Source organism: Pontibacter locisalis, from assembly GCF_042684605.1.
In the GTDB taxonomy this organism is placed as follows: domain Bacteria; phylum Bacteroidota; class Bacteroidia; order Cytophagales; family Hymenobacteraceae; genus Pontibacter; species Pontibacter locisalis.
Window position 1 is genome coordinate 1 of the sequence record NZ_JBHULU010000039.1, and the last position, 12,746, is coordinate 12,746.

The window sequence follows — 12,746 nt, forward strand, 5'->3', positions numbered from 1 at the left end:
AGAAAAGCTATCATAACACCACTAACTCAAAACACTGGATGAAAAAGCACAGGAACCTGGTGGAGGGGCTCCGCATTGAGCACCCTGAGCAGGTATGGGTGGCAGATATTACTTATACTCCCACCAGAGAAGGCCATAGCTACCTCTCGCTGGTGACCGATGCCTACTCCAAAAAGATCATGGGCTACCACCTCTCCGGGGACCTGCGCGCAGAAGGACCTGCGCAGGCGCTGAAGATGGCCATCGGTAAAAAGAAGTATGGCGACAGGTTGATCCACCACTCGGACCGGGGGCTGCAGTACTGCGCGCAGGAGTACCAGCAACTGCTAAAAAAGGCGCAGATAAAGCCGAGCATGACCGAAAAACATGACCCTTACCAGAATGCGGTGGCAGAGCGCGTGAACGGCATTCTGAAGGATGAGTTTGACCTGGAGCGGGGCTTTGCCCACCACCTGGAGGCTGTGCAGGTGATCGCAGAGTCAGTGGGCATCTACAACACCCTCAGGCCCCACCTCTCGTGCCATTACCTGACACCGGAGCAGATGCACCGACAGCAGGAACTGGAAATAAAACAGTGGAAAAAGAAAACCTCCAACACAAACGCATTGGAGGTCTCAGTTTAAAGAGTAATTTCGTCTAAAATCCGTCAACTTATTTCAGGACGAGACACTTTTATAAATCAGGTTTAAGATCTTTGGCTAACTTGATTGCCTCAAAAAGCTCTCTCGGATTTTGAGAACCGATAAGAAGAGGTTTCTTATTGTAGAAGAAAAGCAGCACACCTTTATTACCAGACATATTGTAAGCCTTTCCTTTAAAACCCCAGCGTATTCCCCATCCTCCATAATCTCTGATGGGATTATAGGTTATGCTTTCAAAGCTTCTGACCAAATGTAAAGGAATAGTAACAGGCTGCATATGAAAGGGCCACAGCCGTACCCTTAACTCCCCGGGTTGCACCTCAATTACCAGCTTCATCCTGTAAAAGAAATAGGGCAAGGCAATTCCCATCAACGCAAACAATATGGTTAGTTGCACATCAGATGTAGGGTTATTCCCAAACTTTCCACCTAACAATACCTGGTAAATGAAACCCGCCCAAAAAATACCAGCCGCTAAAAGCAAAATTATCCAGAGCCAAAACTGTTTAAACCGCTGCTGCTCTTTATAAATCAGAATCCTTTGATCTGCCATGTATTTGCCGATGCATCAGGTAAGACACGTGATTTTAGAATAGGGGAAGAACTCTTCGTGGATGAATTTGCTACAGCCTTTAAATTAGTGTAAAATAGAAGAACTGTTTGCTAACACAGCAAGCAGTTCTTCTATTCAAGGTGTGATAATTCTGGTTAACCGATTGCCTGCTCAAGATCAGCCAATAAATCTTCAGCATCCTCTACGCCCACACTTAAACGTATCAGGGAATCACTGAGACCTGCTTTCAAACGCTCTGCACTAGGAATACTAGCATGTGTCATTGTAGCAGGGTGACCGCAAAGCGACTCTACCCCACCCAGTGATTCAGCTAGTGCAAATAACTTCAGCTTCTCCAGAACACGTGTAGCGTCCTCCACTTTATCACCTTTCAACTCGAAAGAAACCATACCGCCAAAATCGCGCATCTGCTCTTTCGCGATAGCATGATTTGCATGCTCCTCAAATCCAGGCCAGAATACTTTACCTACTTTTGGGTGATTCTTCAGGTACTCTGCAACTTTTCTACCATTCTGGCAGTGGCGCTCCATACGCAGGTGCAGTGTTTTAAGGCCTCTCAGCACCAGGAAGCAATCCTGTGGCCCTGGCGTACCTCCGCATGAGTTTTGGATAAAAGCTAATTTGTCAGCCAGTTCATCGTCCTTTACAACTACGGCACCCATCACTACGTCAGAGTGCCCTCCCATATACTTTGTTAGAGAGTGCATCACTATGTCAGCTCCCATGTCTAAAGGTGTTTGCAGGTACGGGGTAGCAAAGGTATTGTCAGCTACTAAGAGCAGGTCGTGCTTCTTGGTCATCGCGGCATAACCTTTTATATCAATGATATTAAGCAATGGGTTTGTAGGGGTTTCCGCCCAAATCATTTTCGTGTTCCTATTGATGAGCTTCTCCACATTATCCAGATCCTGCATGTTCGTAAAGTGAAACTTAATGCCATAGTTCTGGAAAATCTTAGTAAATATACGGTAGCTGCCTCCGTACAGGTCATTTGTTGATATTACCTCATCTCCTGGCTTCAGCATTTTGATAATTGCATCAACGGCAGCCATACCGGAAGCAAAGCAAAGTCCGTGCTTGCCATTCTCCAGTGCAGCAAGAGCATTTTGAAGCTGTGTTCGGGTCGGATTGTGCGTACGGGAATACTCGTACCCTTTATGATCACCCGGAGACTTCTGTACATAGGTTGATGTCTGGTAGATAGGGGTCATAATAGCGCCTGTGGTTGGGTCTGGCTCCACGCCAGCGTGTATTGCCTTTGTTCCAAATTTCATATTCAAAGTATATTTTAAGAATGACCGTTTTATTACAAATTATAAAAATTAAGCAAAAAGAAAGAATAAGAGCGTGCTCAACCCACTTTTAATTACATATTCCTTATCTGTACTTTTAAAACCTTTTGCTACTGGTATTTCGTCTATTGATGAGTGACTCAACATGTCCTTTATCATATTGTTGTAACTTGGCTACTGATTCAGAAGCTTCTAAAACCACCACATTAAACACAACTAATACACAACCACTCTATGAAACGAATTGCCGCATTGCGAAACTTTATACGGGAAAATGCTTCAACCTTTGTTTCGATGCTGCTGCTTGTGGTAGTGCCTGTGGTAGTAAGTTCAACTTTGGCAGTAGTACTCTACAACAATCAGGGACTGCTCTTGGCAATGTCCTGGCTAGAAATGCTGCTGTTCTTTATACTAATATCCTTTACCATGGCCCTTGCCCTTACCCCTACCACCTTTGTGGCACTGGTAAGTGGTTTCTACCTTAGTTGGAGCGGCTTTCCGGGTATTGTTGTTGCTTACGGCGTTGCAGCTCTTATAGGCTATAGCATTGCTCAGTTAATTGACCATGGTAAAATGATGAGCTTCCTGAATCGGTTTGAGAAAGCACGTGTTCTGATGCAGGAGTTACGAAACCAGAGTTGGAGCTTGATTATACTTACACGGATTTCACCAGTACTCCCTTTTGCATTGATGAATTTTGTCCTATCGCTGATGCAGATTGACAAGAGAAAGTTTTTCCTGGCAAGCATTGTTGGAATGCTACCGCGGACTCTTTTCTTTTTCTGGATTGGTACTCAGGCAAACGACATACTTAATTTATTACAAGATCCTGACAGCGGCACCAGCGGACGCTTAGTTATGATCTCCTTGATAGTCATTTCAATAGCAGGTTTGTACTTTGTTTTTGACCGTGCCCTGAAGAAAGCACTGCGAAAAGCGACAGTAAAAAATGAGGAAAATTTTTGAAATGGCTTGCGTATAAACAAAAAACGCCGTTACTTTGCACCATAATAACGGGAAAACGGTCACGTAGCTCAACTGGATAGAGCATCTGACTACGAATCAGAAGGTTAGGGGTTCGACTCCCTTCGCGACCACTTAAAAGCCTCTTAGAGAAATCTAAGAGGCTTTTTAATTACCTCCTTAGACTACTAAGTCCTCAGAAGTAGAGAACTTGTACTTTAAACTGGAAAGGACAGCCATTTCCTCCGTTCCTACACCAAACTTCTCATAGTTAGCCAGCAACTTTTGTCAATTATTAAATTCTGCCCACTTTCAGAGGATTTATAATCCTGGTCTTCTTTAACTGTCATAGCAAGAGTATAAAACGGATCCAGGATCAGATCTTCTTCTAGCGTGAGAACATCTACTAGTTTGGGCCGGCTGTTAAGCACTCCTAGGATCTTTGCCTTACTTCCGTGGCGTGTAGGTAAACAGTAATAGCGCGCGCAGGCCAAGTCATTTTTATGATGAAGCATAGAAACAGGTCTGGCAAAGCTGTTCAGAAATAGCCATAATACCTGTACCACCCTATTAACCAATCATTTACCACTAATAATGAGTTTCAAAAACAATTCTATTCTTTATTAGTTAACCTTTATTTCTGATATACACATAGGCAAATCCTGCAAACCAGGCTTATATGCCTCTGTTAATTGGTAAGAAATTGTTAAATTTGCATTATACTTTTTACCTATAACTCTGATTAACAATGGGAATGTATCCTGAATATATGGTTGCTCCAATTCGTGAGGACCTTACATCATCTGGTTTTGAGCAGTTAATGTCGGCTGAAGAAGTAGAACAGGCAATCAAGACCGAAGGCACTGTTCTTTTAGCTGTAAACTCTGTTTGTGGCTGCGCTGCATCTAAAGCTCGCCCTGCTCTTAAAATGGCTGTCTCTGCTTCTGACAAGAAACCATCTAAACTGGTAACAGTATTTGCTGGCATGGAACAAGATGCCGTTGCAAAAGCACGGGAGCATATGTTGCCATATCCGCCATCTTCACCTTCTATTGCTTTGTTCAAAGACGGAGAGCTGGTACATATGATAGAGCGTTATCACATAGAGGGTAATGATCTTCACCGTATTGTAGATAACTTAAAAGGAGCTTTTGAGGCATATTGCTAAAGCAACTGTGTTTCCTGAAACAGCAGCGGCCGGTAATAAATTACCGGCCGCTGCTGTTTTATACAAATATTTTCACCCGATTACGCATGCATGCCCTTTAGGTCAAAGCCTATATCACGGCGATAGTTGCGGTCTTGCCAGTTAATAGCTTCTGCTGCTGCATTTGCTTTGGCCAAGGCTTCATCCATGGTATCTGCCAGAGCAGTTACTGCTATAACACGCCCCCCGTTGCTTACCAGTTTATCATTCAGCAGCTTGGTTCCGGCATGAAACACTAACACATCAGATGGCACATTCTCAAGGCCAGTAATCTCTTTGCCCTTTTCGAAACCTTCCGGATATCCTCCAGACACTAAGAATACAGTTGCTGCAGTACGGGGATCAATTTCCAGCTTGTACTCCCCAAGCGTATGATCATGCAGTGCTCTGAACATCTCAAAAATATCTGATTTAATGCGGGGAAGTATTGCCTCCGTCTCCGGATCTCCTAAACGCACATTATACTCGATCACATAAGGCTCACCATTTACGCTAATAAGCCCTATGAACAGGAAGCCTGTATACTCGAGTTTTTCTTCCTGCATTCCGCGCAGCGTTGGCTCTATTACGCGCTCTTTTACTTTCTGCATGAAAGCCTCGTTTACAAAAGGCACAGGTGATACAGCTCCCATACCACCTGTATTCAAACCTGTATCACCTTCTCCAATACGCTTGTAATCTTTTGCCTCCGGTAAAAGCACATAGTCTTTACCATCAGTCAGTATAAATACGGATACTTCAATACCCACCAGGTATTCCTCTATCACAACTTTGCTACTGGCTTTTCCAAACCTTCTGTGCCGCAGCATATTCTCCAGCGCATCAATTGCTTCTTCAAAATCCTGGGCAATTATCACACCTTTACCTGCCGCCAAACCATCAGCCTTTAAAACCACCGGATACGTGTGGTTTTTCAAATACTCCACAGCATTACGGTATGTGTCTTCTGTAAAGGTCTGGTAACGTGCTGTAGGAATACTATACTTCTGAAGGAAGTTCTTACAAAAGTCTTTGCTTCCCTCCAGCATAGCTCCGGCTTTTTTAGGTCCTACAACCAGTATATGCTTCAGGTACTCACTCTCCTGAAAGAAATCATGTATGCCTTCTACAAGAGCATTCTCCTGTCCCACCACAATCATCATGATGTTAAAATCTGTGGCAAACTTAGCCAGCTCATTAAAATCATGAATGTCGATGCTTGCATTAGTGTGGAATTCAGAGGTACCAGCGTTTCCGGGTGCAACAAAAATTTTATCGCAGTATTCACTCTGGCTCAATTTCCAGGCAATGGCGTGCTCACGGGCACCAGATCCTATAATCAGTACGTTCATGTTCTAATTGTTATTTGCTGGTTGTTAGTTTTACGCTTTGTTGTTATACAAAGCGCGGTGCTGCGAAGTTATAAATTTATACTTGCTCAAACAGCACAGGACAAGATTTAAACTTCATGAAAAAAGAAAGACCACCACAGTTTGTGTGGCGGTCTCTTATTTAATGCATTGCTGTCAAACAGGTTTTATTCAAAGTTAATTAGCATATTCCGACAGGAACTTAATACGCATCAGGCGTAAATCCTCTTCCGAAAAATCATCTGTACCAAGCTCTTTAAGTGCCTCTCCTATATTATCAGTGCTGGCATTCATAAAGTAGTCATAGATTTCTTCCTGGCGCTCCTCATCCAGAATACTGTTGATGTAGTAATTTAGGTTCAGCTTTGTTCCTGAGTAGCAGATATGCTCTATTTCTTCAATAAGTTCTGGCATGGTAAGGCCTTTAGCAGAAGCAATCTCCTCCAGTTCTACTTTCTTATCGACCTGCTGAATGATATAAATCTTTATCTTAGACTTGTTAACAGTAGTCTTTACAACCACATCCGCAGCCGTAACGATATCGTTTTCATCCACATACTTTGTGATCAGGTCTAAGAATGGCTTACCGAATTTCTGCACCTTACCCATACCTACACCGGCAATGTGCGCCAGGTCTTCTTTTGTAGTCGGGTAAACAGTGGCCATCTCCTTCAAAGAAGGATCCTGGAAAAGAACGTAAGGTGGTAAACCTTTTTCCTTTGCCAGCTTCTTACGCAGGCTTTTCAGCAGGTCAAATAAAACCTCATCATGTCCAGCAGCAGCTTGGCTTCCTTCCTTCTCCTCATCCTCCTTCACTTCCTGTTCATAGTTATGATCTTTGGTAAGCTGAATAGCCTGTGGATTAAAAATAAAATCACGGCCTTTTTGAGTAAGCTTTACCACACCAAAGTTCTCGATATCTTTCTCCAGGTACTCAGATAGTAACACCTGGCGCAACACAGAGCTCCAGAACTGTGCATCTTGCTCCTTACCAGCACCAAATACATCCAGTTTATCATGATCGTAGCTTGTAACGTACTGGTTGCGCAAACCAGTTAGCACTGCTGTGATATGATCAATACCAAAACGATTTCCTGTCTGCTCTACGGCTTTAAGAGCAAGCTGCACTTCTTTAGCAGCCTCAAAACGCTCTTTGGGGTGCAGACAGTTATCACAGAACCCGCAGTCCTTCTCATATGCTTCACCGAAGTAATGCAGCAACTGCTTCCTACGACAAACTGCTGAGTCTGCGTAAGCGGCCATCTCCTGAAGTAAAAGCTTGGAGTTATCACGTTCTGTAACTGGCTTGTCTTTATTAAATTTCTCCAGCTTAACAATGTCGTCATAGCTGTAGTACATCACGCAATTCCCTTCCATCCCATCACGCCCGGCACGTCCAGTTTCCTGGTAGTAGCCTTCTATGGACTTAGGTGTGTCGTAGTGGATAACAAAGCGAACATCCGGCTTGTCTATCCCCATACCAAAAGCAATCGTGGCCACAATCACATCAGCTTCCTCATTCAGAAATGCATCCTGATTGGCCATGCGCACGCTTGAGTCCAGACCTGCGTGATAAGGCAAAGCTTTCACATCGTTCACACGCAGCAATTCTGCAATCTCCTCTACCTTTTTGCGGCTCAGGCAATACACGATCCCACTCTTGCCTTTGTTCTTCTTGACATACTGGATGAGCTGCTTCTTTGTGTTGTGCTTTGGCCGTACCTCATAGTATAAGTTGGTGCGGTTAAAGGATGATTTGAACACCGAAGCTTCATCCATCTGCAGGTTACGCTGTATATCCAGCTGTACCTTAGGAGTTGCTGTTGCAGTAAGTGCAATAATCGGCAGATTACCTATCTGATCGATAATACCCCGGATGCGACGGTACTCCGGACGGAAATCGTGTCCCCACTCCGAGATACAGTGTGCTTCGTCTATAGCGACAAAAGAAATATTGGAACTGCGAAGAAATTCAACTGTCTCCTCTTTTGTAAGCGACTCAGGAGCCACATACAAAAGCTTTACCTCACCAGCCAGTGTTTCTTTTTTAACTTTATTTATCTCTGATTTAGAAAGTGTTGAATTCAGAAAATGAGCATTCACGCCGAAAGCGTTCAGCTGATCCACCTGGTTCTTCATGAGGGCAATCAGCGGTGAAATAACGATGGCTGTGCCTGGTAAGGATAAAGCAGGAAGTTGGTAACACAACGACTTGCCGGCGCCTGTAGGCATAATCACAAAGGTATTCTTCCCGTTGATAATGTTGTTTATTATCAGCTCCTGATTTCCCCTGAATTGACTATACCCAAAAACTTCCTTTAATTTGTTCTTGAGATTTACCTCTTGTTGTACTGACATGTAATCTTGCAGAAATTTTAATCTATTTGCACGTACCTTTGCGGGGTACTTTATACAAATTTACTTTGAATCTTATTAATAATATAGCCCTTACAGCAAAAAAAGTATTGCTGGCTGAAGCCGAGTCAATCGCCAGACTGGCAGATTTTATCGACGAAGGTTTTGAGAATTGCGTCGAAGCAATCTTAAACATTCAAGGGCGTGTAGTTGTAACCGGTATTGGCAAAAGCGCCAACATTGCCACCAAGATCGTTGCTACCCTCAACTCAACAGGAACTCCCGCTATTTTCATGCATGCTGCCGATGCCATTCATGGTGACCTTGGTATGATTCAGCCTGATGATTTTGTGATCTGTATCTCTAAAAGTGGTAACACACCTGAAATCAAGGTCCTGGTTCCCTTGCTTAAGCGCAAAGGTTCCAAGCTTGCTGCCATGGTTTCAAGCACTGACTCTTACCTTGCGCAGAGTGCTGATTACATTCTAAATGCAAATGTAGAACGCGAAGCATGTCCGCATAACCTGGCACCTACTACCAGTACTACTGCAGCGCTTGCCTTAGGCGATGCCCTGGCAGTTAGTCTTTTAGAAGCTCGCGGCTTTAGTAGCTCCGATTTTGCGCGCCTGCACCCGGGCGGCTCCCTTGGCAAACGTCTTTACCTGAAAGTTAGTGATATATACCCACAGAATCAAATGCCTAACGTTAATGCGAACGCTTCGTTAAAGGAGATTATTATTGAAATTTCCTCGAAGCGGTTAGGTGCGACTGCTGTTGTTAAAGATGGCACTAAGGAGTTGATCGGTATTATCACTGATGGTGACCTGAGACGAATGTTGAATAAGTATGAGAATACGGAGAAGCTAGTTGCCAGCGATATCATGACTCCTTCCCCTCTAACGGTAGAGCCGGACCAGTATGCAGCTGAGGCACTTGCTATAATGCAGGATAAAAGTATAACCCAATTAATTGTCACAAATTCCGGTAACTTTGAAGGGTTCGTGCACCTGCATGACCTACTCAAAGAAGGACTTATATAAGAATGGATAAAAATACTTATGTGGTGATAATGGCCGGTGGCATCGGAAGCCGCTTTTGGCCATTTAGCCGTACAAATTACCCAAAGCAGTTCCACGATGTGCTGGGTATCGGCGAAAGCATGCTGCAAATGACAGCAAAACGCTTTGAAAACATCTGCCCTCCCGAAAATATATATATAGTCACGAATAAAGACTATAAGGAGCTGGTAAAACAGCAGCTGCCTTTTTTAGATGACAACCAGATTCTACTTGAGCCAATCGGGCGCAACACGGCACCTTGCATTGCCTATGCCTCCTATAAGATTGCGCAGCTAAATCCTGATGCTAATTTAGTGGTAACTCCATCAGACCATGTAGTGCTGAAGCAGGAAGTGTTTACTGAGGTTATACAGGAAGCTGTAGCGGCTGCTGATAAAGATGATGTACTGATCACACTTGGCATAACTCCAAGCAGACCAGATACCGGGTATGGTTACATCCAGTATATTAACGACGAGGCGCAACATATTAAGAAGGTAAAAACATTTACAGAGAAGCCAAACCTGGAGCTGGCACAGATGTTCCTGGAGAGTGGTGACTTTGTATGGAACTCAGGTATCTTTATCTGGAGTGTAAAAAGCATTCTTAACGCCTTCCGCCAGCAACTTCCGGAAATATCAGAGATATTTGAAGAAGGAGCTTCTTCCCTGAATACCCCCTCTGAGCAGAACTTCATCACCAGGGCCTATTCCCACTGCCGCAACGTATCCATTGACTATGGTATAATGGAGAAAGTGGATAATGTATATGTGTTGTTAGCTGATATCGGTTGGTCAGACCTTGGAACCTGGAACTCACTTTATACCATTAACGACAAAGATGATAACGGTAACGTTATAGACGGCCAGGTAATGCTTTATGACACCAAAGACTGTATTGTAAAAACTCCTAAAGAACGCCTGGTGGTGCTGCAAGGCTTGGAAGACTATATTGTAGCGGAGTATGATAACGTACTAATGATCTGCAAGAAGAGCGAGGAGCAGAAGGTTAAGGAGTTTATGGCTGATGCCAAATCTAAAAAAGGACCGGAATACATATAAGCCTTAGCTTACCATAAAGTGCTGGTATACCAGCCTTAAACAGAAAGAGGAGGTGCTGAATTCAGCACCTCCTCTTTCTGTTTAAACTCTTCCAGGCTATCGTGGCTCTAAGCTTCCCAAGCTGGAATAACCACTGTCTTTCAGACGCTGGCTCATGGCTTCATAAAGTACAATACCTGTTGCAACTGATACATTTAAAGATCCTATCTGCCCCATCAATGGAATTCTTAGCCTAACATCTGCTCTCTTGATGTACTCTGGGGAAATCCCGTCTTCCTCGCTTCCCATAATAATAGCTGTAGGACCAACAAAGTCAACGGCAAAGTCAGTTAAGTTGTGTTCTGTCTTTTCCGTACAGGCTATTACCTGCACGCCATAGTCTTTCAAGTAGTCTATGGTATCTTTCAGGTTTGGCTCACGACAAACAGGCACTAAATTAAGTGCTCCTGCAGATGTTTTCATCGCATCGGCATTTATCTGGGCACCACCTCTGCTAGGAATAATAATAGCATCAACTCCCATACATTCTGCATTGCGTGCAATAGATCCAAAGTTTCGCACGTCAGTAACTCTGTCCAGAATCAAAAGCAGCGGATTTTTGCCTTGCTCAAAAAGTGATGTTACTATTTCATCCAGTGGTGAATAGGTAATCGGAGATATAAAAGCTACTGCCCCCTGGTGGTTCTTGCGGGTAAGTTTGTTCAGCTTTTCTATAGGCACTGAGGCTACCGGCACATCGTGTCTTTTAGCCTCAGCCATGATCTCATCAGTAGTTGGGTTCCGTGCTCCCCTCTGCAGAAATATCTTTTCCAGTGTCTTTCCAGCCAACATCGCCTCCAGAATTGGGCGTGAACCGAAAATCATTTCTAATTTATCTTCTTTAGGTGTTCTGGGGCTTCCGTAACGGCTGCCTACATTTCTGTTATTCCTGCTCTCCATTTTGCGACTGTACTGTACCAGTTATCTTCGTACTCACGAAGCCTGACCAGCTCATAATGATTTTCAGTAAAGTTATTTTCTTTTTTATTAAAAACGAATTTAACGTAGGGGCTAACTTCGGATTCGCGGTAAAGCCATGTTTCTGTTTTACCCACATGGCTTATACTGGTTGGCTTACCATAAATAATGTAGATCATCCCGCGGTCTGTTGCCCAGCCAGGCTTGTAAGAGGTGAACAGTTTGTTAGCTGTTTCAACACGTCCGTAGAAAGATCTGATCAACTCACGTGCTGCACCCTTACTCTCTCCTACATTCAGCCAGAAGTTATCAACTGCTTCCTTAACATTAGAAGCATTAAATAATGCCTCCCGCTCTGAGGAGGTAGTAATATAAATGAGAGGCTTTAAAAGCTCATCGGCCATAGTAACCTGCGGATATGCCCACTTTTTCACTAACACTCCCTTAGAAAACTCGGATTCTGGTTCAAACAAATAAAAGCCTTCCTTATCAAATGTAATTGTATCGCCTGCGGTATAAGAGCTGGTATTGGTGAGGGATAAATTCCTTTCCAGCTCCTCCTGTTTTGAAGACATAGGAGGAAGAGCCGGTGAAAAGCTTGTATCAAAATACTGCACCTCTACTTGCCGCGCAGTATCATTATAAACCTGAACTACTAACTTTTCTGATGTGCTAATATAATTATCCAATAGAGGCTGACTGCTTCCCGCTTGTACGAGCAGGTAGTTTTTGTTCAACATATTAGGGTCAAGTGGAATCGTAAATCGCTCCGCCACTCTTTTCTGGCCCACTAAAGCATACCAAAGCCGTAGATGCAGCACATTAGGCTCCTGTACATAGTTAGCTGGAATGGAAAAGCTCATGTACAACTGCCCCTCAACGTCTGTTAATCTTCTTCCAGGCTTCATCAATGAATCGCTCGTCAGTACCTGATCTCTATCCTGGTAACCTGTCTTTACAAAATATTCCAGCGAGGTAGCAGACCGAAGCATATCCAGGACCTCATGGCCATCTTCGAACTTTAGCAAAAAGTGCAGGCTATCCTGAGCCACATAAAAGGCATGCTTCATAGATATTTCCGGAGCCACAGGCCGAACAACGACAGGTTGCAACCTTGACGCGGCAGGAGTTCCGCAAGCGGAGAGAAGTAGGAGACAAAGTAAACATAAAGGAGCAAGGTTTGTAAGGAGTCGCATCATCTACAGCAAAGGATCTAAAGGCCCAAAGAACAAAAGCCGAGTCGCATGAAGGCGACTCGGCTTTTATTACTGTGGATTGCTACTTTTTGT

Annotated in this window: 11 protein-coding genes and 1 tRNA gene; 6 read left to right on the forward strand and 6 right to left on the reverse strand. The window is 43.8% G+C overall.

What is annotated here, in order from left to right:
• A partial coding sequence (locus ACFSRY_RS19950; protein WP_377512416.1) for an IS3 family transposase occupies positions 1 to 623 on the forward strand: 623 nt, incomplete at its 5' end.
• A 49-nt stretch (positions 624 to 672) separates the two neighbouring features.
• Here ACFSRY_RS19950 and ACFSRY_RS19955 read toward each other — a convergent pair.
• Positions 673 to 1,194 (reverse strand): DUF6141 family protein, encoded by a 522-nt coding sequence (locus ACFSRY_RS19955; RefSeq protein ID WP_377512419.1) that lies wholly within the window; start codon positions 1,192 to 1,194, stop codon positions 673 to 675.
• 155 nt (positions 1,195 to 1,349) lie between these two features.
• Entirely contained in the window at positions 1,350 to 2,489 is a 1,140-nt protein-coding gene (locus tag ACFSRY_RS19960; RefSeq protein WP_377512422.1) for a cystathionine gamma-synthase, read from the reverse strand.
• Positions 2,490 to 2,741: 252 nt separating this feature from the next.
• On the opposite strand from ACFSRY_RS19960, the gene ACFSRY_RS19965 reads away from it, so the two are divergent.
• The 3 genes from ACFSRY_RS19965 to ACFSRY_RS19975 all read left to right on the forward strand — a co-directional run bounded on the left by ACFSRY_RS19965 (position 2,742) and on the right by ACFSRY_RS19975 (position 4,638).
• Positions 2,742 to 3,473 (forward strand): TVP38/TMEM64 family protein, encoded by a 732-nt coding sequence (locus ACFSRY_RS19965; protein WP_377512425.1) that lies wholly within the window; start codon positions 2,742 to 2,744, stop codon positions 3,471 to 3,473.
• A 57-nt stretch (positions 3,474 to 3,530) separates the two neighbouring features.
• Positions 3,531 to 3,604, forward strand: a tRNA-Arg gene (locus tag ACFSRY_RS19970).
• Positions 3,605 to 4,224: 620 nt separating this feature from the next.
• A complete protein-coding gene (locus ACFSRY_RS19975) occupies positions 4,225 to 4,638 on the forward strand; it encodes a BrxA/BrxB family bacilliredoxin (protein WP_377512428.1) in 414 nt (137 codons plus the stop codon).
• 80 nt (positions 4,639 to 4,718) lie between these two features.
• On the opposite strand, the gene purD is transcribed toward ACFSRY_RS19975, so the two are convergent.
• On the reverse strand, positions 4,719 to 6,008 hold the full coding sequence (gene purD, locus ACFSRY_RS19980) for a phosphoribosylamine--glycine ligase (RefSeq protein WP_377512431.1): 1,290 nt from the start codon (positions 6,006 to 6,008) through the stop codon (positions 4,719 to 4,721).
• A 195-nt stretch (positions 6,009 to 6,203) separates the two neighbouring features.
• Complete coding sequence (gene recQ / locus ACFSRY_RS19985; protein WP_377512434.1) at positions 6,204 to 8,384, reverse strand: DNA helicase RecQ; 2,181 nt, start codon at positions 8,382 to 8,384, stop codon at positions 6,204 to 6,206.
• 65 nt (positions 8,385 to 8,449) lie between these two features.
• Between recQ and ACFSRY_RS19990 the strand changes: the two genes are divergently transcribed.
• Together ACFSRY_RS19990 and ACFSRY_RS19995 are read left to right on the forward strand one after the other, a co-directional pair.
• Positions 8,450 to 9,421: a KpsF/GutQ family sugar-phosphate isomerase gene (locus ACFSRY_RS19990; RefSeq protein WP_377512438.1), complete on the forward strand. Its 972-nt coding sequence runs from the start codon at positions 8,450 to 8,452 to the stop codon at positions 9,419 to 9,421.
• A 2-nt stretch (positions 9,422 to 9,423) separates the two neighbouring features.
• Positions 9,424 to 10,500, forward strand: coding sequence for a mannose-1-phosphate guanylyltransferase (locus ACFSRY_RS19995; RefSeq protein WP_377512441.1), 1,077 nt, complete (start codon positions 9,424 to 9,426; stop codon positions 10,498 to 10,500).
• 96 nt (positions 10,501 to 10,596) lie between these two features.
• Here ACFSRY_RS19995 and rlmB read toward each other — a convergent pair whose 3' ends face one another.
• Positions 10,597 to 11,439 carry a 23S rRNA (guanosine(2251)-2'-O)-methyltransferase RlmB gene (gene rlmB / locus ACFSRY_RS20000; RefSeq protein WP_377512444.1) on the reverse strand — a complete coding sequence of 281 codons (843 nt, stop codon included), beginning with the start codon at positions 11,437 to 11,439 and terminating at the stop codon, positions 10,597 to 10,599.
• Positions 11,412 to 12,527: a GWxTD domain-containing protein gene (locus ACFSRY_RS20005; RefSeq protein WP_377512447.1), complete on the reverse strand. Its 1,116-nt coding sequence runs from the start codon at positions 12,525 to 12,527 to the stop codon at positions 11,412 to 11,414. The genes rlmB and ACFSRY_RS20005 overlap by 28 nt, the downstream gene beginning before the upstream one ends.
• Positions 12,528 to 12,746 lie beyond the last annotated feature (219 nt).

Coding starts and splice junctions, on each gene's coding strand:
- ACFSRY_RS19955 (WP_377512419.1), bottom strand. CDS start 1,194: ATGGCAGATCAAAGGATTCTGATTTATAAAGAGCAGCAGCGGTTTAAA.
- ACFSRY_RS19960 (WP_377512422.1), bottom strand. CDS start 2,489: ATGAAATTTGGAACAAAGGCAATACACGCTGGCGTGGAGCCAGACCCA.
- ACFSRY_RS19965 (WP_377512425.1), top strand. CDS start 2,742: ATGAAACGAATTGCCGCATTGCGAAACTTTATACGGGAAAATGCTTCA.
- ACFSRY_RS19975 (WP_377512428.1), top strand. CDS start 4,225: ATGTATCCTGAATATATGGTTGCTCCAATTCGTGAGGACCTTACATCA.
- purD (WP_377512431.1), bottom strand. CDS start 6,008: ATGAACGTACTGATTATAGGATCTGGTGCCCGTGAGCACGCCATTGCC.
- recQ (WP_377512434.1), bottom strand. CDS start 8,384: ATGTCAGTACAACAAGAGGTAAATCTCAAGAACAAATTAAAGGAAGTT.
- ACFSRY_RS19995 (WP_377512441.1), top strand. CDS start 9,424: ATGGATAAAAATACTTATGTGGTGATAATGGCCGGTGGCATCGGAAGC.
- rlmB (WP_377512444.1), bottom strand. CDS start 11,439: ATGGAGAGCAGGAATAACAGAAATGTAGGCAGCCGTTACGGAAGCCCC.
- ACFSRY_RS20005 (WP_377512447.1), bottom strand. CDS start 12,527: ATGAAGCATGCCTTTTATGTGGCTCAGGATAGCCTGCACTTTTTGCTA.